The organism is Streptomyces purpurascens (genome assembly GCF_045040895.1).
Taxonomy (GTDB): Bacteria; Actinomycetota; Actinomycetes; order Streptomycetales; family Streptomycetaceae; genus Streptomyces; species Streptomyces purpurascens.
Genome location: NZ_CP108341.1, coordinates 8,310,372 through 8,331,932 on the forward strand (window position 1 = coordinate 8,310,372; position 21,561 = coordinate 8,331,932).

Annotated in this window: 25 protein-coding genes; 11 read left to right on the top strand and 14 right to left on the bottom strand. The window is 72.6% G+C overall.

What is annotated here, in order from left to right:
- Positions 1-40: 40 nt before the first annotated feature.
- A complete protein-coding gene (locus OHU35_RS37685; RefSeq protein WP_189722438.1) occupies positions 41-895 on the bottom strand; it encodes a LysR family transcriptional regulator in 855 nt (284 codons plus the stop codon).
- A 68-nt stretch (positions 896-963) separates the two neighbouring features.
- On the opposite strand from OHU35_RS37685, the gene OHU35_RS37690 reads away from it, so the two are divergent.
- Positions 964-1,884: a DMT family transporter gene (locus OHU35_RS37690; protein ID WP_189722437.1), complete on the top strand. Its 921-nt coding sequence runs from the start codon at positions 964-966 to the stop codon at positions 1,882-1,884.
- A 23-nt stretch (positions 1,885-1,907) separates the two neighbouring features.
- Here OHU35_RS37690 and OHU35_RS37695 read toward each other — a convergent pair whose 3' ends face one another.
- From OHU35_RS37695 to OHU35_RS37705, 3 genes are all read right to left on the bottom strand, one after another.
- Positions 1,908-2,381 (bottom strand): HAD-IA family hydrolase, encoded by a 474-nt coding sequence (locus OHU35_RS37695; RefSeq protein WP_359890053.1) that lies wholly within the window; start codon positions 2,379-2,381, stop codon positions 1,908-1,910.
- A gap of 16 nt (positions 2,382-2,397) precedes the next feature.
- A complete protein-coding gene (locus tag OHU35_RS37700; protein WP_189722436.1) occupies positions 2,398-3,177 on the bottom strand; it encodes a restriction endonuclease in 780 nt (259 codons plus the stop codon).
- A 243-nt stretch (positions 3,178-3,420) separates the two neighbouring features.
- Positions 3,421-3,870 carry a spore-associated protein gene (locus tag OHU35_RS37705; RefSeq protein WP_189722435.1) on the bottom strand — a complete coding sequence of 150 codons (450 nt, stop codon included), beginning with the start codon at positions 3,868-3,870 and terminating at the stop codon, positions 3,421-3,423.
- A gap of 373 nt (positions 3,871-4,243) precedes the next feature.
- Between OHU35_RS37705 and OHU35_RS37710 the strand changes: the two genes are divergently transcribed.
- The 4 genes from OHU35_RS37710 to OHU35_RS37725 all read left to right on the top strand — a co-directional run bounded on the left by OHU35_RS37710 (position 4,244) and on the right by OHU35_RS37725 (position 8,483).
- Positions 4,244-5,209, top strand: a complete 966-nt coding sequence (locus OHU35_RS37710; RefSeq protein WP_189722434.1) for a hypothetical protein — start codon at positions 4,244-4,246, stop codon at positions 5,207-5,209.
- A gap of 66 nt (positions 5,210-5,275) precedes the next feature.
- Positions 5,276-6,013, top strand: a complete 738-nt coding sequence (locus OHU35_RS37715) for a bifunctional 2-polyprenyl-6-hydroxyphenol methylase/3-demethylubiquinol 3-O-methyltransferase UbiG (protein ID WP_189722433.1) — start codon at positions 5,276-5,278, stop codon at positions 6,011-6,013.
- An 89-nt stretch (positions 6,014-6,102) separates the two neighbouring features.
- Positions 6,103-6,906: a serine/threonine protein kinase gene (locus OHU35_RS37720; RefSeq protein WP_189722432.1), complete on the top strand. Its 804-nt coding sequence runs from the start codon at positions 6,103-6,105 to the stop codon at positions 6,904-6,906.
- Complete coding sequence (locus tag OHU35_RS37725) at positions 6,903-8,483, top strand: protein kinase domain-containing protein (protein WP_405508507.1); 1,581 nt, start codon at positions 6,903-6,905, stop codon at positions 8,481-8,483. The genes OHU35_RS37720 and OHU35_RS37725 overlap by 4 nt, the downstream gene beginning before the upstream one ends.
- 69 nt (positions 8,484-8,552) lie before the next feature.
- On the opposite strand, the gene OHU35_RS37730 is transcribed toward OHU35_RS37725, so the two are convergent.
- The gene (locus OHU35_RS37730; protein WP_405508509.1) at positions 8,553-9,731 is read right to left on the bottom strand and encodes a hypothetical protein; all 1,179 of its coding nucleotides are present in this window, start codon (positions 9,729-9,731) and stop codon (positions 8,553-8,555) included.
- 214 nt (positions 9,732-9,945) lie between these two features.
- On the opposite strand from OHU35_RS37730, the gene OHU35_RS37735 reads away from it, so the two are divergent.
- Together OHU35_RS37735 and OHU35_RS37740 are read left to right on the top strand one after the other, a co-directional pair.
- Positions 9,946-10,395, top strand: coding sequence for a hypothetical protein (locus tag OHU35_RS37735; protein WP_359890070.1), 450 nt, complete (start codon positions 9,946-9,948; stop codon positions 10,393-10,395).
- Between the two features lie 41 nt (positions 10,396-10,436).
- Complete coding sequence (locus tag OHU35_RS37740) at positions 10,437-10,784, top strand: hypothetical protein (RefSeq protein WP_189722428.1); 348 nt, start codon at positions 10,437-10,439, stop codon at positions 10,782-10,784.
- 70 nt (positions 10,785-10,854) lie between these two features.
- Here the strand turns inward: OHU35_RS37740 and OHU35_RS37745 are convergent, their stop codons facing one another.
- Positions 10,855-11,232 carry a peptidase M23 gene (locus tag OHU35_RS37745; protein ID WP_189722427.1) on the bottom strand — a complete coding sequence of 126 codons (378 nt, stop codon included), beginning with the start codon at positions 11,230-11,232 and terminating at the stop codon, positions 10,855-10,857.
- A 52-nt stretch (positions 11,233-11,284) separates the two neighbouring features.
- Positions 11,285-11,659, bottom strand: a complete 375-nt coding sequence (locus tag OHU35_RS37750) for an SH3 domain-containing protein (protein ID WP_189722426.1) — start codon at positions 11,657-11,659, stop codon at positions 11,285-11,287.
- A gap of 273 nt (positions 11,660-11,932) precedes the next feature.
- Here OHU35_RS37750 and OHU35_RS37755 point away from each other — a divergent pair, with 273 nt between their 5' ends.
- Positions 11,933-12,361, top strand: a complete 429-nt coding sequence (locus tag OHU35_RS37755) for a VOC family protein (protein WP_189722425.1) — start codon at positions 11,933-11,935, stop codon at positions 12,359-12,361.
- Positions 12,362-12,392: 31 nt separating this feature from the next.
- Here the strand turns inward: OHU35_RS37755 and OHU35_RS37760 are convergent, their stop codons facing one another.
- From OHU35_RS37760 to OHU35_RS37785, 6 genes are all read right to left on the bottom strand, one after another.
- Positions 12,393-13,658: an MFS transporter gene (locus tag OHU35_RS37760; RefSeq protein ID WP_405508512.1), complete on the bottom strand. Its 1,266-nt coding sequence runs from the start codon at positions 13,656-13,658 to the stop codon at positions 12,393-12,395.
- A 130-nt stretch (positions 13,659-13,788) separates the two neighbouring features.
- Positions 13,789-14,241 (bottom strand): YbhB/YbcL family Raf kinase inhibitor-like protein, encoded by a 453-nt coding sequence (locus OHU35_RS37765; protein ID WP_189722423.1) that lies wholly within the window; start codon positions 14,239-14,241, stop codon positions 13,789-13,791.
- Positions 14,242-14,326: 85 nt separating this feature from the next.
- Positions 14,327-15,433: a CapA family protein gene (locus OHU35_RS37770; RefSeq protein WP_405508514.1), complete on the bottom strand. Its 1,107-nt coding sequence runs from the start codon at positions 15,431-15,433 to the stop codon at positions 14,327-14,329.
- 40 nt (positions 15,434-15,473) lie between these two features.
- Positions 15,474-15,929: an archease gene (locus OHU35_RS37775; protein ID WP_189722421.1), complete on the bottom strand. Its 456-nt coding sequence runs from the start codon at positions 15,927-15,929 to the stop codon at positions 15,474-15,476.
- Positions 15,930-15,983: 54 nt separating this feature from the next.
- Complete coding sequence (locus tag OHU35_RS37780; RefSeq protein WP_405508516.1) at positions 15,984-16,586, bottom strand: DJ-1/PfpI family protein; 603 nt, start codon at positions 16,584-16,586, stop codon at positions 15,984-15,986.
- The gene (locus tag OHU35_RS37785; RefSeq protein WP_189722667.1) at positions 16,583-17,578 is read right to left on the bottom strand and encodes a GlxA family transcriptional regulator; all 996 of its coding nucleotides are present in this window, start codon (positions 17,576-17,578) and stop codon (positions 16,583-16,585) included. Before OHU35_RS37785 ends, OHU35_RS37780 begins: the two co-directional genes overlap by 4 nt.
- A 167-nt stretch (positions 17,579-17,745) precedes the next feature.
- Between OHU35_RS37785 and OHU35_RS37790 the strand changes: the two genes are divergently transcribed.
- The 3 genes from OHU35_RS37790 (at position 17,746) to OHU35_RS37800 (ending at position 20,217) form a co-directional block, all read left to right on the top strand.
- A complete protein-coding gene (locus tag OHU35_RS37790; protein ID WP_405508518.1) occupies positions 17,746-18,402 on the top strand; it encodes a dienelactone hydrolase family protein in 657 nt (218 codons plus the stop codon).
- A 105-nt stretch (positions 18,403-18,507) separates the two neighbouring features.
- On the top strand, positions 18,508-19,152 hold the full coding sequence (locus OHU35_RS37795; RefSeq protein WP_189722418.1) for a phosphoribosyltransferase: 645 nt from the start codon (positions 18,508-18,510) through the stop codon (positions 19,150-19,152).
- Between the two features lie 84 nt (positions 19,153-19,236).
- Positions 19,237-20,217: a TerC family protein gene (locus OHU35_RS37800; protein WP_405508520.1), complete on the top strand. Its 981-nt coding sequence runs from the start codon at positions 19,237-19,239 to the stop codon at positions 20,215-20,217.
- 22 nt (positions 20,218-20,239) lie between these two features.
- Here the strand turns inward: OHU35_RS37800 and OHU35_RS37805 are convergent, their stop codons facing one another.
- A complete protein-coding gene (locus tag OHU35_RS37805) occupies positions 20,240-21,430 on the bottom strand; it encodes a CaiB/BaiF CoA transferase family protein (RefSeq protein WP_405508522.1) in 1,191 nt (396 codons plus the stop codon).
- Between the last annotated feature and the right edge of the window lie 131 nt (positions 21,431-21,561).

A 21,561-nucleotide genomic window follows, 5' to 3' on the forward strand; every position in this document is an offset into this window, starting at 1 on the left:
CCGGCGGAACCGGGACTCTCCCGCGGCACGTACAGCCGGGTCAGCCCGTGCCGTACAGCGTCGTGAGCAGTTCGAGCGCGGCCTGGGCGGCGGGATGCGGTTCGTCCCGCCACCAGGCCAGGCGCACCGCGATCGGCTCGGCGTCGCGCACCGGCCGGTAGACGATGCCGGGACGCGGGTACTGGTGTGCGGTCGACTCGGCCGTCATCCCCACACAGCGGCCCAGCGAGATCGCGGTCAGCCAGTCGTCGACGTCATGGGTGGCCCGGGTCGCCGGACGGGCGTCCGGTGGCCACAGCTGTGTCGTGGTGGTGCCCGTCCGCCGGTCGATCAGCAGCGTGCGTCCGCCGATGTCGGCGAGTCTGACGGAGCGGCGCCGGGCCAAGGGGTCGTCGGACGCCATCGCGCACAAGCGCCGTTCCAGGCCCACGATGGCGGAGTCGAAGCGGCGGTCGTCCAGCGGCCTGCGGACCACGGCCAGGTCACAGGCCCCCTCCGCGAGGCCGGCGGTGGCGGAGTTGACGCGGACGAGCCGCAGCTCCGTCTCCGGGCGTGTGGCGGCCCAGCGGCGCTGAAAAGCCAGCGTGTGGCGGCCCACGGCCGACCAGGCGTAACCGACCCGCAGACAGGCATGACCCGAGGTGGCCTCCTGGACCAGATCGTCCACCTCGCTGAGCACCCGCCGGGCATGTCCCAGCACGCGCAGCCCCGTTCCGGTCGGACTCACCTCACGGGAGGTCCGCCGCAACAGCCGTACCCCGAGGGCACGTTCGAGGGAGGCCAGGGTGCGGGACACGGCGGCCTGGGAGACCCCGAGCGCGATGGCGGCGTCGGTGAAGCTGCCCTCGTCGACGATCGCGACGAGGCAGCGCAACTGCCGCAGCTCCACATCCATGACTCCAGCGTATAGACGCAGCCCCGGATGCATTTTGCGCAACCCCCGTGCCGTCCCAGGATCGGGCCATGCACGCAGCCTCCGCACCGACGCCGGCACCCGCGCGGGGAACCCTCGCGACGTCCTCCGCCCCGCACCTCGGCGCCCCGGACCCCGGCGGACAACGCCTGGCCGGTGTGGTCACCATGTTCGGCAGCGGTCTGTCCAATCAGACCGGCGCCGCGATCGGGTCCCTGGCCTTCCCCGTCCTCGGGCCGATCGGTGTCGTCGCCGTACGCCAGTACGTGGCCGCGATCGTCCTGATGGCCGTCGGCCGCCCCCGTCCGCGTACCTTCACCAAGGAGCAGTGGTGGCCGGTCCTGCTGCTGGCCCTGGTGTTCGGGACGATGAACCTGTCCCTGTACAGCGCCATCGACCGCATCGGCCTCGGCCTCGCGGTGACCCTGGAGTTCCTCGGGCCCCTGAGTATCGCCCTCGCCGCCTCACGCCGCCGTGTGGACGCGTGCTGCGCGCTGATCGCCGCGGCAGGTGTCGTCACCCTGATGCGGCCGCAGCCCTCCACCGACTACCTGGGCATGGGCCTCGGGCTGCTGGCCGCCGTCTGCTGGGCGTCGTACATCCTGCTCAACCGCACCGTCGGCCGACGCGTCCCCGGAGTGCAGGGATCGGCCGCCGCGGCCGGAGTCTCCGCGCTGATGTTCCTGCCGGTCGGAATCGTCCTCGTCGTCGACCATCCGCCGACCGCGGGGTCCGTCGCCTACGCCCTCGTGGCCGGCGTCCTGTCCTCGGCCGTCCCGTACCTGGCGGACCTTCTCACCCTGCGCCGCGTCCCGGCCCGGGTCTTCGGGCTCTTCATGAGCGTCAATCCCGTGCTGGCCGCCGTGGTCGGCTGGATCGTCCTCGGTCAGAACCTGGGCTGGACCGAGTCGGCCGCCATCGCGGCCATCGTGGCCGCCAACGCGCTCAGCATCGCCACGTCACGCACCTGAGGGACACCCACGTGGGCGGTGGGTCAGGCCACGAGCCGGAGGACCTCGGCCAGGCCCCGGTCGCCGGTGCGGTGTTCGGCCGGGAGGATGTAGGCGCGCAGACCGCAGGCGGTGGCGGCGCCGTCGCGTACCGGGTTGTCGCCGACCATGAGGGTGGCGCGGGGGTCGGCGCCGAGGTCGGCACAGGCTTTGAGGAACAGCTGTGGATCGGGCTTCTCGCGGCCCTGCTCGTAGGAGATGACACAGCCGTCGATCAGGTCCTCCAGCCCGGCGTGGGCCAGGTGAACGCGCAGGTCCCAGGCGAAGTCGCTGACGATGCCGATGCGCAGTCCGCGGGCGCGCAGCGCACGGAGTGTGGGCTGGGTGTCGGAGTAGGGCAGCCAGGCGTCGGGGGCGGTGAGTTCCCGGTAGGCCGTTTCCTCGACGCCTCGCAGGAAGACGGGGGCTGGACGGGGCGTGTGTCGGGAGGTGCGCGTGCCGGCGTCCTCCCGTGTCACGCGTTCCTGGCTCGCCTCACTGCTGAACCTGCGTCTCGGCGCCTGCCGTTCCCCGCCCCGCTGCCTCTCCTGCCGTGGCGGCGGCCTCCCAGGGGCGGGGGCCGGTGCCGTCCGTCCATGACCGGAGGGCCTCCCGGTCCACGCATACGACCCCGCACTGGTCGGCGTACTCCAGCGCCGGCGTGGTGAAGTCGCTTGTGGTGACCACGACGGCGATGTCGGCCTCGTGGACGGTGAAGCATGTGCCGCCGAAGCGCTGAAGATCCTGGGACCCGACCGAGTGGGTGTCGACGTACTGCTTGCACTGGATGACGACCCGGTGCCCGTCGGGGGTCACGGCCACGACGTCGGCGCCCAGGTCGCCGGCGCCTCCCGCGACGTCGACGGCGGAGCAGCCGTCGCGTTCGCAGAGGGCGGCGATCGCCTCCTCGAACTCCTCGGGCGTCAGGGCGTCGTAGTCGGGGGTGGCCTCGGCGACCGGGCGCTGATGGGGAATCGCGGGAGTGTCCAGCTCGTCGGCCGCCTCCCGCGCCGCCTCGTCGAGCACTGCTGCGGCCCGGCGTGCCGCCCTTGCCACGTGCACGCGGCGCCGCAGGCCCACGAAGCCCGCGACACCTGCGACGACCAGGACGAACACCCAGGCGGGACGCCGCTCGACAGCGTCGGCCACCATGCGAGCCATGAGGCCCAGGACCGTGACGACCAAAGCGAGAAGCACGAAGAACAGGGCGGTCGAGCGAAGGTCGAACCCGCGCCGACGGTTCGCGGGCGGTGTACGACGCGCGGGTGCGGTCACGGCATACCCCCTGATGGGGCCGGTGGAAAGATCATTTCCACCGTGTGCCCAAGATCAGGGATCGCCACCCGCGGGAGCTTTCGTTCGTGGCGATCGTCCGGTCCTTGCCGAAGCGGAGATGGGTGCGGGGCAGCCGCCCCCGGGTCTCCGCCCTGCCGACGGTCAAGGGGCCGCGTGAAGAACCGGGCCACCACGGTCCCCGCGAACGCGCGGCAGGGGTGTGGTGACCCGGCTGGAGGGGGGTCAGCGGGTGAAGGTGGTCCGGTGTTCCTTCAGGGAGCCGCAGTTGGAGCCGACCACCTGGACGTACACGTTGGCGATGCTGCCGCCCCAGTCGACGCAGTGGCCCTTGCCACGGACGTAGGTCGGTCCGGCGTACGACTTGAAGAGCCCCGCGTCCGAGTCACCTTCCTCGGTGTCGGGGACCCAGACATACGCGGACATGTCCACGGCGGTCCCCGGGTTGTTGCGGATGGTCGTGACGCAGTTGTGTCCGTTGGACGCGTTGTACGTGAGGTAGAGCGTGCCGAGCGAGCCGACGGCCGCCGAGTTCACGGTCTTGTAGCCGCTTCCGCAGACCTTCTGCGGAGTGGTGTTGGGCGCGGCGGAGGCGGGCGACGCCAGGGCGGTCATGGTCCCCACCGACAGCGCCGCCACGGCGGACGCGGCCAGGACGGAACGGGTAAATCTCATATTTCCCCCTTGCAACTCTTCGAGGTGGTTGCTCCTGCATGGTGTGACCCGCAGGGGATCCAAAGGGTTGTGCGCCAACTCGCGGGAAATTCAGGCGAGATGCTCAGAACGCGGGCGAGAATCCGGTCCGTGGGGCCGGCCGGGCCGCAAGCTCCGGCGGCGGGTGCCTGAGTGTGCCCAGGCCCTTCCGGCTTTACTCATGGGTCACTTACAGCGCACGCGAGATCCAGAGGATCTGCGCAGGGGTGTCACACAGGCTGCACACGGCCCTTTCAAAGTCTCGTTAGCGTTACGGCTCGATCCCACGTGCGAACGTGACCAGGCCGCGGCCGGCGCGCCGCCGACACAGTCAGCCAGATCGGGAAGACCACACATGGACTACTGCTCCTCGTGCCGTCGGCACCTCAACGGCGCCTTGGTCTGCCCGGGGTGCGGCGCCTACGCCCCGGACATCGACCCCTCCGCCGCCGACGGCCGTACCGGCCCCGCCGCGCCCCCCGCGTGGCGCGAGGGGAACGTGTGGGACGACCGGACCGTGTGGGACGGGGCCCGCTCCGGCACGCGTGAGCTTCCCCTCGCGTACACCGGGCCGTTCGGAGGCCGCGAGAACCCGGCCACCGACCCGGCCGGTGGCCACGAGATCCCTGACACGGACCCGTCCGGCGGTCACGGGAGCGCCGGCACCGCCGCGGCCGACGACTACCAGGTCCCGCAGCAGGGGCGGGCGGCCCGGCGTCGTCAGATGGCCCGCTGGAAGAAGAACCAGCGCCGGGCCGTGGTGGCGACCGCCGTCGCGCTCGTCGGAGGCGGTCTGACCGTCGCCGCCATGAAGGGGGACTCCACGCCCGGTGTCCAGGCGGCCACGGCGCCGGAGGACACGACCATGGGCGGCGCCGGGGGAGAGGCCCCGACGTACACCGAACCGACGTCGACCCAGCGCGACACCCCGCGTTCCACGCCCACGGAGCCCGGGGCCGGCAAGGCCCCGCACCGCGAGCAGCCCCGGACCGCCGCTCCCCGCACCACGCCGGCGGACCCGCGGACGGACGCCGCCGCCACGCCCCGCGAGCTGCCGCTGACGACCCCGCGGCAGCGGACGACCGTCCCGAGCACCGTCGACACGGTCACCGGCAACGCCCGTACGTCCACGTCGAAGGTCACCGAGCGCACGACACCGCCCGCGTCGGAGTCCGGCGCGGACACGCAGCAGCCCGCGGACCCCACCACACCCCCGCCGGCGGCGAGCCCCACGCCGACCTCTCCCTCGAACTCGGGCTCGAACTCGAACTCGGACTCGAAGTCCAAGGAGCTCTGCCTGCTGGTCATCTGCCTGGGCTGAGTGACGAGAGGGCGGTCGCCGAAAACCGGTGGCCGCCCGCGGCCCGCTCTTCGTACCTTCGGGCGCATGGCTGACGAGTGCTTCCGGCATCCGCGGCTCGCCGCGGTCTACGACCCGCTCGACCCCGACCGCGGCGACCTCGACCCGTATCTGCGCATGGCGGAGGAGTTCGGGGCGCGCCAGGTGCTCGACATCGGCTGCGGGACAGGTGTGTTCGCGCTGCGCCTGGCCGCACGCGGCCTCCGGGTCATCGGCGTCGATCCCGCCGGGGCGTCCCTGGAGGTGGCCCGCGGCAAGCCGGGCGGCGAGCGGGTGCGGTGGATCCACGGCGATGTGACGGCCCTCCCGCCGCCGGCCGCCGACCTCGCGACGATGACGGGCAACGCCGCGCAGGAGATCACCGGCCCCGAGGACTGGCACGCGTTCCTGCGAGGGGCCCGAGCGGCTCTGCGGCCGGGCGGTCGCCTGGTCTTCGAGACCCGGATCCCGGCTCGCCGCGCCTGGGAGGAGTGGAACCGCGAGGCCACGTACGCCGTGACGGACGTCCCCGGAACCGGCGCCGTCGAGTACTGGGTCGAACTGCTCGACGTGTCCGGCCCATTGGTGACGTTCCGTCAGGTCTATCGGTTCGCCGCGGACGGACAGGTGCTGACCTCGGAGTCGACGCTGCGCTTCCGCGAGCGGCGGGAGGTCGAGACGGAACTCGCCGCGCGGGGCTTCGTGGTGGAGGACGTACGCGACGCGCCCGACCGGCCGGGGAAGGAGTTCGTGTTCGTCGCACGGCGTCCGGAAACCTCCCACTGAGACGGCCCCGCCGGCTCCGCGCAACCGGAATCCGCCCGTACAATCCTCGCGACCAAATCGGGGGCCGTCAGCATCGGGGGAAATCCGTTGTGGAAACGATCATCGTGCAATTGCCCGGTCCCGCACAGTGGAGTGCGGACGAGACGGGCAGTCCCGAACTGATCCACCTGGGGCCCGGGGACATCGCCGACTTCGGACGCGGCATGCCCGGCGGAACAGGGGTGCGCATCACCCTGACCGACCCCGGCGTCTCCCGCCGCGCCGGGCAGCTCGAGGCGGCCGGGGACTACTGGCGGCTGTCCAACTACAGCCGCAGCGTGTCGTACGTCGTGGAGAACCTGGAGGGAGCCGGCGAGTACCTCACCGTCGCCCCCGGGCGCCTCGGTGCGCCCGTGCCCTTCGAGTTCTCCCGAGTGGTGCTCCCTGCCCTGTCCGGCAACGCCGCCTTCAAGGTGTTCGCACCCCAGCACGCCTACCTCGGCGAGCGGTCCGTGCCGGGCGGCGGGGAACAGACCGTCCACCCCTTCGCCCTTGACCCCACGTCGAAGTACTTCCTCGTCCTGGTGGCCCTGTGCGAGCCCCGGCTGCGCGATCCCTCCGACTCGGCGCTGCCCGGAGTCGGACAGATCGTGGAGCGACTGCGGCCACTGGAAGGCTGCCGGGATCTGACCCGCTCCGCGGTCAACTACCACATCGACTACCTCGCCTTCGCCAAACTGCGCCTGGACCTGGGCGAGGAGGCCGCGGCCGGAGCCGACGGCGGCCGCACCGGTGCCAAGCGCACCCGGCTCGCCTCGGTGGCCCTGCGCTTCGGCCTGGTGCGCGAGGAGCACCTCGGTCTGCTGCCGCCCCGCAGCGCCGGCCGCCTCGCCCCGCAGGAGGCCGGCGCATGACGACAGCCGACGCCCAGGATCCCCAGGATCCCCAGGACTCCCAGGACGACGACCTCGAGGCGCCTCGCCCCCGCCTCCCCGAGGGCTTCCGGATCGAGGGCTGGGAGACGGGCGCGGTCATCGGCTCCGGCGGCTGGGGGACCGTGTACGAGGCCCGCACGGTCGCCGACGGCACGCCCGTGGCGGTGAAGGTGCTGCCGACCGGTGCCCTGGGCCCCGGCCAGCGCGCCGCGCTCGGTGAACTCGTGGCACGCGAGGTCCGCTTCAGCGCGGAGGCCGACCACCCCCACCTCGTCCGGACCCACGCCGTGTGCACGGTCGAGGCCCCGGAACTGCCCGCGCTGGACGGCGCGATCGCACTGGTGATGGACCGTGCGGAGGCGAGCCTGAAGGACGTACTGGACGCCGCCGGGAGCGGCCGGCCGATCGACGGCGCCGAACGCGTCCTGCGCGGAGTCGCCGCCGGACTGGCCCATATGCACGACGCCGGCTGGGTGCACGGCGACCTCAAACCCGCCAACGTCCTGCTGGGACCGGGCGGGCAGGTGTGGCTGGCCGACTTCGGACTGGCCACCGAACTCGACGGCACCCACGCCCATCTGCCGCCGCTCGGCACCCTCGACCATCTGCCGCCCGAGTGGTGGTCCCAGCGCACCGGCACCCAGGGCGCCGTCGTCCGGCCCACCGCCGACATCTGGGCCTTCGGCGTCCTCGCCCACCAGGTGCTCACCGGCGGACTCCACCCCTTCGCGGGCGCGACGGCCCGGGCCCGCTCGCTCTCCGCCCAGAGCTACGCACGCGGCACCGCACCCCTGCGGCTCGACGCCGGCCTCACCGGCGACATGCGCCGGCTGATCGCCGACTGCCTGGCACCGGACCACACCACCCGCCTCCCGCACACCGCGCGCGACATCGCCGCCCGGATCGAGGACATCACCGGCAGTCCGCGCCGCCGCCGGCGACGCCTGGTGCCGGCCGTCGCGGCCGGATTCGTCGTCCTCACCGCCGGAGCGGTCGCCGGGGTGGCACTGCTCGGCGGCGGCGTCGGCACGCGGGACGACGACCATGACGGCGGCGTCTCCGCCACCGTCACCGACGCGCGCAGACCGGTGCCGGGCGAGATACCCGCGGACTCCGACGTACCCGAGGCGCTGCGCCCCGTCATCGCCCGCGCCGCCCACCGCTGCACCGACGAGGAGATCACGCCCGTCCTGCTCGCCGCGCTGATCAAGGCCGAGAGCGGCTTCGACACGAACGCGTCCCGCCCGGAGAGCGAGGAGTACGGCGTCGCCATGTGGACCCCGTCGGTGTTCCGCGCCTGGGCCGTGGACGGGGACGGCGACGGCGACAAGGACCACATGTCACCACCGGACGCGATCGCCACGATGAGCCTGTACGTGTGCTGGCTCGACCAGCGCTTCAAACAGGCCGGGCTGCCGAAGAAGGACCTTCCCGCGCTGGTCGCGGCCGGCTACCGCACCAGCGACCGCACGGTCATCGAGGAGGGCGGCGTCCCGGCCCGGGTACGGCCGCACGTGGACAGGGTGCTGCGCTACCTCGCCGCCTACGAGCGGTGACCCCCGGGCATACGCGAGCGGTGGGCGGGACCCGTCAGGGCCCCGCCCACCGCTCGTCCCCCGTTCCCGTCACGGCCGAGCCGAGCCGCACTCCGGGACGTTCGGCAGCCGGTTGTCCGGCGAGCTGATGTAGATGTTGGAGATGTAGCCCCCGTACTGGGGCAAGTAGGCCCACCACTCGTTGGTGTAGGGCGGCACGCTGACCACCTGGCCCCGGACCTGGCAGCCCACCAGCACCTCGACCCCGGCCGGGAGCTGCGTGACCCTGCCGTCGCCCGTGGCCGGGCCCTTGCGGACGTTCACGAACTCGCCCCAGGTGCCGAACCACGCCCCGGCGGGCCGCACCCCGCCCGGCACGTTCAGCGAACGGGTCAGCCGGCCGAGGTCGCTGTAGGCCTTCCCGTACGACGTCCCGACCGGATGCAGCGTCAGCACGGCCACGATCGCCCGGTCGTCCGCGCCCACCGTGCCGGTGGTGTGCAGCGCGGGACGGGTGAGGTCCACGGCCGCGGCGGCCTTCTCGGCGTCAGCGGGGGCCGGTTCCGCCGCGGCCGTTGTTCCCGCGGCCCCGCACGTCCCCTTCGCGTACGTCCCGGACCAGCCCTGCTTCACCGCCCAGGGACGCTCGAACGACCCGGCGATGCCGAAGTGCTGGTCGAAGCGGTCCGAGGCGCAGCGCGTGGAGCGGCGCAGATTGTCCATGACGAAGTCACGGACGGGTGCGGGCGCCTTCTCCAGGAGGTAGCGGTAGATCGTCACGGTGTCGCGGGCCGACAGGGCGGTGTAGCCCCAGTAGCCCTCGTACCCGGCGGGCGGCGGCGCCGTGTCGCGCAGGCCGAGCCGGGCGGACATCCGGTCGATGATCGCCGAGCCGCCGTACTCCGACCAGTAGTGGTCCGCGGCATCGTCCTGACTGCTGCGCAGCATCGGCTCCAGCCGGGCCCGGTCGGACTCGGGGACGGTGTAGTCGGGCCCGCGGTCCCACAGGAAGTCCAGGGCCAGCAGCAGTTTGACGACCGACGCGGACCGGAACCGCGCGCTCTCATCGACCTGTTCGGTGAATGTGCCGGTGCGGCGGTCGAAGACCGCGACCCCGGCGGTGACGCCGTCCGGGATCTGGGCGGCCTCGGCGCTCCGGCCGTCCTGAACGGCCGTGGCCGGCCGGGGAACCGCCGTCGCGCCGCCCGGAAGCGACACGAGCGTGACGACGGTCGCGAGCGCGGCGGCGCCGCGCAGGAGTGTGCGCATGGTTGCCCTTCAGGGTCGCCCGGGTGTCCGGCGGGGTCTGCCCCGCGGCGCCACCCTAGGAGCCGCAGAGGTGCGGGCGGTCCTGACGTATGTCAGGGAGCCCCCGAAACGACACGACCTGGGTGTTCGACCCTGATAAGTGTCAGGTGTCGTGGATGTGGTGACGCCCCGTACGGTCACGACCAGACCACCCGCCGACAACGAAAGAGAGCTCATGAGCCGCCGATCGCTCAGGACACTGCTGGCCGCCGGGGGCGCCGCCGCGGTGATGGCGCTCCTCCCCACCTCCGCCCAGGCCGCGCCGTACTCGGGCGGCAACTACGGGGCCTACGGGATGGAGGGGCAGTACCCCACCACCTCCTTCTGCTCGGGCACGTTCCGGCAGGTCGGGCCCACCAAGTACGCCGAAGGCATGGCCCTGAAGTACTTCTACTCCGACAAGTGCGGCTCCTTCGCCCGGATCGAGAGTTCCCGGCCCGGCTGCGCGGCCGTGCTGCAGCGATCCGACAGCGGCGCGGGACGGGTCGACGGATGGGTCTCCGAGACCGTCGACTCCGGCATCAACTACGCCTACACGCAGATGGGCAACAACCTCAGCGGCCGCGTCTCGCGCGCGCTGCTCTCCTGCGACGGCCACGACCTGACCTCGACCGGCTGGTACTGAGCCGCGCACACGCCACACAGGACGACAAGAAGGAGTCAGTCATGCGCACACACATCCGGCGCGCCGCATGTCTCGCCCTGGCGGGCGCGGCCCTGATGCTGTCGCCCGTCACCGCCAACGCCCAGGAGCAGGCGCCCGCTTCGGGCACGTCCACACAGCAGGTGCAGTCCCGGGGCGGCTACTTCCTCGGTGACGGCGTCAACATCCGCAGCAGGCCGGTGGACGGCACGGTCCACGGCCAGGGGTACTTCCGCGAGACGTTCACCGCGCACTGCTGGAACGGCGACGGCCACTGGATCTACCTGACGGCCCACCGGGGCAATGTCACCGGGTGGGTCAAGGTCGACTACGTCTTCTACACGGACATGGGCCCGATGGGCTACTGCTGATAAGCACGAGCCTGCGGCGGGTCACCGGTCTCCCGGTGACCCGCCGCAGTCGTGTGGAGCGGACGATGCGTCAGCAGTCCGGGACTCCGGCGATCTTCTCGCCGCCCCGGATGTACAGGTTGTTCACCCAGGCGATGTCACTGCCCGAGAACTCCATGACGGCGGTCCACCAGTTGTTGGTGCCCACGGCCGGGTCGGTGACCCGCTGGCCCTGCGTCTGGCACACGGCGTCCCCCCACCACTTCGAACGGACCGCGAGACGCGGGGAGTCGGTGGTCGGCTGCTGGCGCAGGTTGACGTCGGTGGCCCAGATGTAGACGTCGGTGAGGGTCGGGTCGCCGTTGTTCGCCACGGCGGCAGGCGCCGCGTGGGCGGTGCCGGCGAGCGCGCCGACGGTGAGCGCGACGGCGGCGAGGCCCATGGTGGTACGGCTGATCATTCGCTTCATGTGTCTGTCCCCCGTAGGACGTCGATGTGGTCGGGAGTGGTCATGGTCCGGGTCAGCAGCGCGCCGAGGACGGCAGGTCGCCGTACTCGTTGCCCTTGAGGTACACGGCGCTGACGTAGCCCTCCAGGAGCTTCACCCAGACGTCGTTGCTGTAGCCGTTGTCGGTGATGCGCTCGCCACGGGTCCAGCAGTAGGCGCCGAGCGGCTGTCCCGCAGGGCTCGTGGTGATCTTGCCGTAGGAAGTGCCCGGCCCGTAGCGGACGTTGACGTTCTCGTACGGCACGACCGCGTAGGGCGCCGCCTTGACGCGGGCAACGCCCTCCTGGCCGGCGGCCGACGCCGCGGCGGTTCCCGCGGTGAGCGGGCCGAGCAGTGCGAGCGCCCCGGCTCCGACGAGCGCGGCCCTGGCGAAGATGCGAGTGGACATGTCGAGTTCCCCCTGAACTGATGTGCAGCGGTGCGGCTCGTGGCCGACGCTCAGCACTGTAGGGAGACCTGGGGCGACGCGGTCCCTGACAATTGTCAGGGTTGTCCGGGACGGCGGGGACGAGGGCGTTCGGCCACCCTGCCGGACGCGGCCGAAAACCGCTCGACGCCCCGCACCACCTCTGTCTACGATCCACGGCGCGGCATCGCGTGCCGGTCACCGACCGGGTGAGGCATGGAGGCGCCGCGGAGATGCCCGTGGAGGCATTGACCAGTGTCAGTCGAGTTCAATCACACCATCGTCCTGTCCCGAGACCGGGAGAAGTCCGCTCGTTTCCTCGCGGAGATCCTGGGACTGGAGGTCGGGGCACCGGCCGGGGTGTTCCTGCCGGTGACGACCGCCAACGGCGTCACGCTGGACTTTCTCACCATCGACGCCGACATTCCCATGCAGCACTACGCGTTCCTCGTATCCGAGGAAGAGTTCGACGAGGCCCTCGCCCGTCTCGTCGCGGCCCGGATCCCCATCCAGGCCGACCCGCACGGCAATCAGCCGCGCCGGATCAACCGCCACGACGGGGGCCGGGGCGTGTACTTCCTCGACCCGGCGGGCCACGGTCTGGAGATCATCACCCGCCCGTACGGCACCGACCCGTCCTCCCCGCTGAACGGCGTCACGGAGGACGTGCCCGGGGCGGTCTGAGCCGGCCCGGAAACCACCCTGTCGGCCCCGGTCAGCCGCCGTCCGCCTTGAGCGGCAGGCGAGTCGGCCCGGGGCCGATGTCCGGTGTCCCGTCCCGGCGGGGGAGCAGGAACGGGGTGGTGAGGAGGAGGGCACCGGCGAGGGCAAGGGCCGTGCGGGGGCCGGTCAGGCCCGCCAGCAGCCCCCACAGCGCGGTCACGGCCGCGAGGGTGGCCTTGCCGGTGGCCGACCAGGCGGAAAGGGTGCGGGTGACCCGGCCCGCTGGGGTCCGCTCCAGGCGGTACGTGGCGAACACCGGGTTGAACACGGCGCAGCAGGTGATCAGCCCGAACTCGACCACCATGACCAGCGCCAGCCCGGCCGCGCCGGGTCCGACGAAGGCCAGTCCGAGCGACCAGCCCGCCCGCAGCACCCCGGCCGTGCGCAGGACCCGGTGCCGGCCGAACCGCGCGACGAGCCGTGGCGCCAGCCGGGAGCCGAGCAGGCCGCCGGTGCAGGGCACCGCGAAGGCGAGGGCGTACTGCCAGGGGGCGAAGCCCAGGTGGTCGACCATCAGGACCAGCAGCGGTGGCGAGGCCGCCATGACCAGGGCGTTGAACAGGACCGTGTGGAAGAACAGCGGGCGCAGGCCCGGATCGGCCAGGATGAACCGCCAGCCGTCGAGCAGGTCGCCCGCACGGGGCCGGGCCTCGGCGGACAGGGGCGGGGCAGGGGGCTTCTCGCCGCCGCCGATCGCCCCGATCCCCAACGCCGAGAGCAGATAGCTCACCGCGTTCGCCACCACGCTCGTCACCGGGCCGAACAGCCCGATCGCGGCCCCGCCCAGCGGCGGCCCGAGCATGCTCGCGGTCCAGTTCGTCGCCTCGAACCGCCCGTTCGCGACGAGCAGGTCCCGCCGGGGCACCAAGTCCTTCAGAAACGCCCCGGCCGCCGCGTTGAAGGTGATGTCGGCCGCCGCGACCGCCACCGACACCAGCAGCAACTGACCGAAGCTCAGCCGTCCCAGCGCGAACACCACGGGGATGCTCAGCAGCACCACGCACCGGACCAGGTCCGTCGCGATCATCACCGGCCGTTTGCGGCGGACCTCCACCCACGGCCCGAGCGGCACCGACACCACCGCGCCGACCGCCGGTCCCACCGCGGCCAGCAGCGCCACCTGCGCCGGCCCGGCGTCCAGCGCGAGGACCGCGATCAGGGCGAACGCGTCGAACGCGAGCCAGGTACCGGCCGTGCTGACCGCGTAGGCACCCCACAGCCACCCGAACCGCCGCCCCAGCGACCGTCTGCCCGCCATACCCGGCGCACACTCCCAGCTCCCGCGGACAACCCGGTGTTGACCGGGAGCCATCCAAGCGAGGACCGGGCCGGGCAGGCAAACAACCGTCCGTCACCCGAGCCACAACCAACCGTTGTGCCTCGGCGCGTCAGCGCTGGTACAGCCCCACCAGCGTCCCGTCCGCGAGCCGGCGCCGCTCGACCTCCTGGTGCACCTGGTCCGCGCCGGGCGCGTCGGGCAGGACGCACGGTTCGGACAGGGCGTACAGCCGGAAGAAGTAGTGATGGGCGTCGTCACCCGGCGGGGGATGCGGGCCGCCCCAGCCCTGCTGCCCGTAGCTGTTGACGAGCTCCGTGCCGCCCGGCGGACAGTGCCCGGCCTCGACACCGTCGCTGTGCGGGTCGATGCCGACCACGACCCAGTGCGCGAAGGTGCCCGACGGGGCGTCGGGATCCTCGCAGAGCAGGAGCAGCTCCGCCGCGTCGTCCGGTACGCCGCTCCAGGCCAGCGGCGGGGAGACGTTCGGTCCCTCGTACGAGTACCGGCGCGCGATGAAGGAGTGGTCGTTGAACGCGTTGCTGCTGAGTTCGATGCCGGTCATGTGGCCCGGGGTACCCCTACGGGACCCGGACATGCGATTCGGGACCGATCGCCCGGCCGCCCGGCCCGGCTGAGCGGCCACCGGATCATCGACCCGCCAGGGCCAGCGATCCGTCGGGTTCCAGCCTCACGCCCACCCCGCCGCTGATCCGGTCGAGCGTCGTCCGCAGCCAGAGACGGTCCGCCCCGGACACGGGCTCCAGCCGCATCCGCCGCGCCCGCAGCGGCACCATGCGCAGCCCGGCCAGCCGTCCGCTGTCCGCCTCGACCGAGACGAGGTACGCGAGCCGCAGGTCGTCGCGGTACTCCTCGTAGCCGGAGATGCCCTCGTAGTCGTCGACGAAGTCGCCGCAGCCGTAGAGGATCAGCCGGTCCCGGTACACCTCCAGCGGGCGGGGGTGGTGCGAGGAGTGCCCGTGGACGACGTCGACACCGCCGTCCACCAGGGCGTGCGCGAAGCGGACCTGCTCCCGGGGCACGTGGAAGCCCCAGTTCGAGCCCCAGTGCACGGACACCACGGTGAGATCACCGGCCCGTCCGGCCCGCCGGACGTGCCGCACCACGGCGTCCGCCGCGGTGGGCGAGAGCGCGGGTAGGTACGCGACCCCCGGCAGCTCCGCCGTCGCCGCCCAGCCGGACGGGATCCCGCTGGAGCGTGCCCCGAGGGCGAACACCAGCAGCCGGCCGCCACCCGGGAGGGGGACCGGGGCGGGTGCGTACGCCTCGTCGGCGGTACGCCCCGCGCCCGCCGTCCGCAGGCCCGCCCGGGCCGGCGCGTCCAGGGTCTCCAGCAGGCCCGGGCGGCCGAAGTCCAGGACGTGGTTGTTGGCGAGGACGGTCACATCGGGCCGGGCCACGGCCAGGGCCGGCAGGTTGGCCGGGTGCATCCGGTAGTGGATCTCCTTGTCCGGCGCGAACGTGTCGCCGCTCGTCACCGACGTCTCCAGGTTCACGATCCGGGCGTCCGGGGCGGACTCGTCCAGCACGCGCAGCGCCTCGCCCCACGGCCAGCAGGGCGGGACGGGCGCGGGCACCGGGCCGTGCGCCGACTCCGCCAGCCGGACGTAGGACCGCGCGTCCTCGACGTACGCCTCCCGCAGTGCCGGATCGCAGGGATGCGCCAGGATCTGGTCCACGCCGCGCCCGAGCATCACGTCACCGCACAGGAACAGCGTCACGATGCCGCTGCCCACACCTCCACGGTAGGACGGCCGCTCAGGCCTTTCAGGCCTTTCAGGCGTCGACCCTCACCGCACACGACCACCCGTACGGATCCGGCCCGATCCGCAGCTCCTCCCACGCCACCGCCGTCGGGACCGACCCGGTGATCTCCACGTCCGCGAGCCCGATGACCGCCAGCCGCACGTCCAGGCCGCCGTCGGCCTCGTCCGCCTCCACGTCCACGGGCACCTGGCCGTACTCCTCCCACCGGAAGATGACCTCGTCCAGCAGCGTGGCCAGCAGGTCGTCGTCGCTGGCCTCGGCCAGGCGCACCCGGTCCACGGCGGTGGCCCGCACCCCGGAGACGTCCGCGAAGCACTCCACCAGCGCCAGGACGGCCTCCGCCAGACAGTGCTCCCGGCACGCCGCCCACGCCTCGATCCGGACATCACCCGGATGCGGCACCGCCCGGTGCCCGCACTCGCCCGGCTGCCGTCCCTGCCCGCCGTCGCCCTTGTCGCCGCCCATGAACTGCGCTTGCCCGACACCGGCCCACCCATGCAGCGCCGGCCGCCGCAGCGGTCAGAGGGGCTCGTCCGCGAGGTACGGCGGAGCCGGGTCGTACTGGATGTAGCGGCGCACGGCCCGCGCGTGGTCCCGGCCGTGCAGCCGGCCGACGAGCCACAGCGCGCTGTCGATGCCGGCCGAGACGCCCTGGCTGGTCACCAGGTTGCCGTCCACGATATAGCGGACGTCCCGGACGACCGTCACATCGCCCCGCGCCTCGAGGGTGTCCTCCTGGCTCCAGTGGGTGGCCACCCGTCGTCCGCGGGCGGGACCCGCCGCGTGCAGCAGGAAGGTGCCGGTGCACACACCGTGCACCCAGGCGGCCCGCTCCGCCGTCCGCCCGATCCAGTCGATGACCACCGGGTTGTGCAGCTGGACCTCACGCGCGCCCCGCCCGCCCGGCACATGCAGCACGTCCAGGGGCGGATGGTCGTCCAGGGTGTGGTCGGGCAGCACACGCAGGCCCTTGTTGCACCGCACCGGGCCGGGACGCTCGGCGACGAGCACCGCCGTGTCGGCGCCGTCGCGCAGTCGGGCGGAGACGTTGAAGACCTCCCAGGGCCCCACGAAGTCGAGCTCCTCGGCTTCCTCGAAGACCAGCAGTCCGTAGGTCGTCATACGGTTTCCCCTTCCTCTGGGACGTGGTGGGCGCCGGTGGGACCCGTGGTGGAGCGGAACCGGGCGCGGTAGTCCGACGGCGCGACGCCGAGCCGGCGGTGGAACGTGCGGCGCAGGGTCTCGGCCGTGGCGAAGCCGCAGCGACGGGCGATCGCCTCGACCGGTTCGTCCCCCTCGGTCAGCGCGCGCCGGGCGGCCTCGACACGCACCCGCTCGACATACGCGGCGGGCGGCACGCCCAGCTCGGAGGTGAAGCGGCGCTGGAGGTGACGCGGGCTCAGCCCGGCGTGCGCGGCGAGGCCGGCGATGTCGTGCCGGGCGCCCGGATCGGCGTGGATCGCGCCGACGGCGGCCCGCACCGGGTCCGTGGCCGGCTGCCGCGACCAGAGCGCCACGCTGAACTGCGACTGGCCGCCCGGACGGCGCAGGAACAGCACCAGCCGGCGGGCCACCGCGTGCGCGACGTCCCGGCCCAGATCGTCCTCCACCAGGGCGAGCGCCAGATCCATGCCGGAGGTCACCCCGGCCGAGGTCCACACCCGCCCGTCCCGGACGAAGATCGGGTCGCAGTCCACGCGCACCTCGGGATGCTCCCGGGCCAGTTGCTCCTCCCGGGCCCAGTGCGTGGTGACCCGCCGCCCGTCCAGCAGCCCCGCGGCCGCCAGCAGGAACACCCCGCTGCACACCGAGGCGACGCGCCGGGCACCGGCCGCGGCGGCCTCGATCCAGGAGACCAGCGCCGCGTCCTCCCTGGCCCGGTCGACACCCTGGCCGCCGACCACCACCAGGGTGTCCGTCCCGGCCGGGTCGAGGTCCGCCACGCCGTGCCCGGCGTGCACGAGCAGCCCGCCGGCCGACCTGACCGGTCCCGGCCGGGACGCCACGACCTCGCAGGCGTAGTCGCCCGCGCTGTGGAACACCTCGTGCGGGCCGGTGAGATCGAGCGGCTGGAAGCCGTCGAAGACGACGAAGACGATACGACGTGGAGTCACTCGCGCAGTCACGCTTCTACGCTCCGTCCGCCCGGGGCATGGCGTCAACGACACGCATCCCACAGATCGCGCCACGTCACACGCGGGACGCCTGCCGCGGCGTGGGTAGGCGGACGGCAGGACCCACCGAGGGAACCCGGGGGGAACCGGGGGAGAGGAGGCCTCCGATGATCACCCAGACGGTCACCGTGCCCGCCGGCGGCGCCGCGCTCACCGGTGATCTGAACCTGCCGCCGGACGCCCGCGCGGTCGTGCTGTTCGCGCACGGCAGCGGCAGCTCCCGGCACAGCCCCCGCAACCGCGAGGTCGCCGCCGGCCTGCGTACCGCCGGACTCGGCACCCTGCTGATCGACCTGCTCACCGAAGAGGAGGAACGACTGGAGCTGCGCACCGCCGAACTCCGCTTCGACATCCCCCTGCTGGGACGCCGGCTGGTGGCCGCCATCGACTGGCTGGAGCAGTGGTACGGCACCCAGAGCCTGCCCGTCGTCCTGTTCGGCGCCAGCACCGGCGCGGGCGCGGCCCTGGTCGCCGCCGCCGAACGGCCCGGCCGGGTCCCGGCGGTCGTCTCGCGCGGCGGCCGGCCCGACCTGGCGGGCGACGCCCTGGCCGCCGTCCGGGCCCCGGTGCTGCTCATCGTGGGTGGCCGGGACCAGCACGTGCTGCGGCTCAACGAGCAAGCGGCCCGGAGGCTGAACGCCCCGCACACCCTCCACGTGGTGCCCGGCGCCACCCATCTGTTCGAGGAGCCGGGCGCGCTGGACCGCGTCACCGAGGCGGCCCGGCAGTGGTGCGACGAGCGGCTGAGCACCCCGGCGGGCTGACACCGGCCGGCCCCGGCCGCCGGGTGCGTCGTCCGCCGGGCAGGGGGTACGCGGAGGCCGGGCCGGCCGAGGGCCCTCTCCGTGCGGGAAGCAGAGGTGACCGTCATGCGGTTCCGCGATCGCCGGCAGGCAGGCCGGGAACTGGCCGAGAAGCTGCGCGCCCGGCAGGACGAAGGGGCCCTGCCCCGACCGCTCGTCCTCGCCCTGCCCCGCGGCGGGGTCGCCGTGGCGAGCGAGGTCGCGGCGGCGCTGGACGCCCCGCTCGACGTGCTCGTCGTACGGAAGATCGGGGCGCCCTTCCAGGAGGAGTACGGCGTCGGCGCGATGGCCGGGGACGAGGTGCCGCTCCTCGACGAGGAGGCCCTGCGTCACCTGGGCCTCGGCGTGGCCGCCCTCGCCCCCGTCATCGAACGGGAGCGCGCGGAACTGCGCCGCCGCGAGCGGCTGTACCGGCAGGGCCGTCCCGCTCCCGACCTGCGCGGACGTACGGTGATCGTCGTCGATGACGGCCTGGCGACCGGCTCCACGGCCCGCGCCGCGCTGCGCTCCGTACGCCGCCAGGCGCCCGCACGGGTGGTGCTGGCCGCGCCCGTGTGCTCGCCGGAGGCGGCCGAGCTGATGCGCGCCGAGGCCGACGAGGTGCTCTGCCTGCACCAGCCGGCCGCGTTCATGGCCGTGGGCCTCTGGTACGAGGACTTCGACCAGCTGACGGACCAGGACGTCCTGGAAGCGCTCCACGTGCAGCTTTGACCAATTGTTCACCTGGCAGGTGTGGCGGAAATCAGCCACAACGGACAACGATGTCCCATCCCCACACCTGTACCAGGAGCAACAGTGAACGTCTCGCTATCCGTATGGCTGCTGACGGTGGCAGCCCTGTGCGTGCTCGTCGCCGTCGACTTCTTCGTCGGCCGCAAGCCCCACGATGTGTCGATCAAGGAAGCCGGGACGTGGACGGTGGTGTGGATCGTCCTGGCCGTGCTGTTCGGGCTGGGGCTCTGGTACTTCGGTGGGAGCGGGCCCACGGGTGAGTTCTTCGCCGGGTACATCACCGAGAAGTCACTGAGCGTGGACAACCTCTTCGTGTTCGTCCTGATCATGGGGAAGTTCGCGGTGCCCTCGCAATACCAGCAGCGGGTGCTGATGGTCGGCGTGCTGGTGGCCCTGGTGCTACGGGCTGTCTTCATCGCGGCCGGCGCGGCGATCATCTCCGCCTTCTCCTGGGTGTTCTACATCTTCGGCGCCTTCCTGATCTGGACCGCGTGGAAGCTGGTCCAGGACGCGCGCAAGGACCAGCACGAGGAGGAGTACCAGGAGAACAAGCTGCTGAAGATGGCGGAGCAGCGCTTCGGGGTGGCCGACCGCTACCACGGCACGAAGCTGTTCATCACCGAGAACGGCAAGAAGATCATGACCCCGATGCTGGTCGTGATGCTCGCGATCGGCTCCACCGACGTGCTGTTCGCCCTCGACTCCATCCCCGCGATCTACGGCCTGACGCAGGACCCGTACATCGTGTTCACCGCGAACGCCTTCGCCCTGATGGGCCTGCGCCAGCTGTACTTCCTCATCGGCGGCCTGCTGAAGAAGCTGGTCCACCTCTCCTACGGCCTGTCGATCATCCTGGGCTTCATCGGCGTGAAGCTGGTGCTGCACGCCCTGCACGAGTCGGGCGTCCATGTGCCCGAGATCAGCATCCCCTTCTCGCTGGGTTTCATCGTGCTGGTCCTGACCGTCACGACGATCACCAGCCTGCGGGCCTCGAAGAAGCAGGAGGCGGAGCAGGCGGCGCGGCCGGTCGGCGAGTCCCGGTAGGCCCCCTCCTGGGGGCTTGCCGTCAGACGACGCCGTCCGCGCGCAGTGCCGCCACCTCCTCGTCGGTGCGGCCCAGTTCGGTGAGGATCGCCCGGGTGTGCTCGCCGACCGCCGGTACGGGGTCCATGCGCGCCGGCAGGCCCGCGAGGTCGGCGGGCGGGAGCAGGGCCTCGACGGTGGCGCCCGGCACCGCGACCTCGGTCCAGCGGCCGCGGCCGGCCAGCACCGGGTGGTCCAGGAACGCGGCGACGTCGTTGACCCCGGCGCAGGCGATGCCGATGCGCTCCAGGTCCTTGAGGATCTCGTCGGATCCGGAGCGGGCGAAGCGGCCGGCGATGACGGTGTCGAGCTCAGCGCGGTGGGCGACGCGGTCGGAGGCGGTGGCGAAGCGCGGATCGTCGACCAGCTCCGGCCGGTCGAGGAACTCCGCGCACAGGGCCGCCCATTCCCGCTCGTTCTGGATGGAGAACAGCACCTCCTTGCCGTCGGCGGCCGGGTACGTCCCGTACGGCGCGATGGTGGCGTGCTGGGTGCCGAGGCGCGGGGGCTGGGTGCCGCCGTGCCGGGTGTAGTAGGCGGGCTGGCCCATCCACTCCGCGAGCGCCTCGAACAGGGACACCTCCACCGGGTGGGCCTCGCCGGTGGTGGCGCGGGTGTAGAGGGCGGTGAGGACGCCGCTGTAGGCGTACATCCCGGCGGCGATGTCGGCCACGGAGATCCCGGTCCGGGCGGTCCCTTCAGGGGTTCCCGTCAGGGACACCAGCCCGGTCTGGCACTGCACCAGCAGGTCGTAGGCCTTGCGGTCGGCCCAGGGGCCGGTCGTGCCGTAGCCGGAGATCGTGCAGGGGATCAGGCCGGGGCGGTGGCTCGTGACGGTGGCCGCGTCCAGGCCGAGCCGGCCGGCGGCGCCCGGTGCGAGGTTCTGCACGAACACGTCGGCCCCGTCGAGGAGGTCGTGCAGGATCTCGCGGCCGCGTGGGTCCTTGAGGTCCAGCGTGAGGGACTCCTTGGACCGGTTGAGCCACACGAAATAGCTGGAGTGGCCGTGCACGGTCGTGTCGTACCGGCGGGCGAAGTCGCCGCCGCCCGGCCGCTCCACCTTGATCACACGGGCACCGAGGTCGGCGAGTTGCCGGGTGGCGTAGGGCGCGGCCACGGCCTGCTCCACACTGACCACCGTGACTCCGGACAGGGGGTAGCGCTGCACGCTCATGCCTCATGCTCCTGAACCTCGTACGGACGGCGCCCGGACAGTCTCTCCCGGGCGGCGGGCCGTGGCACGGGCCATGGGCGCGATCTGGATCACGACGGGTCGTATCACAGCCGGGTGGTCCCCGCGCGACC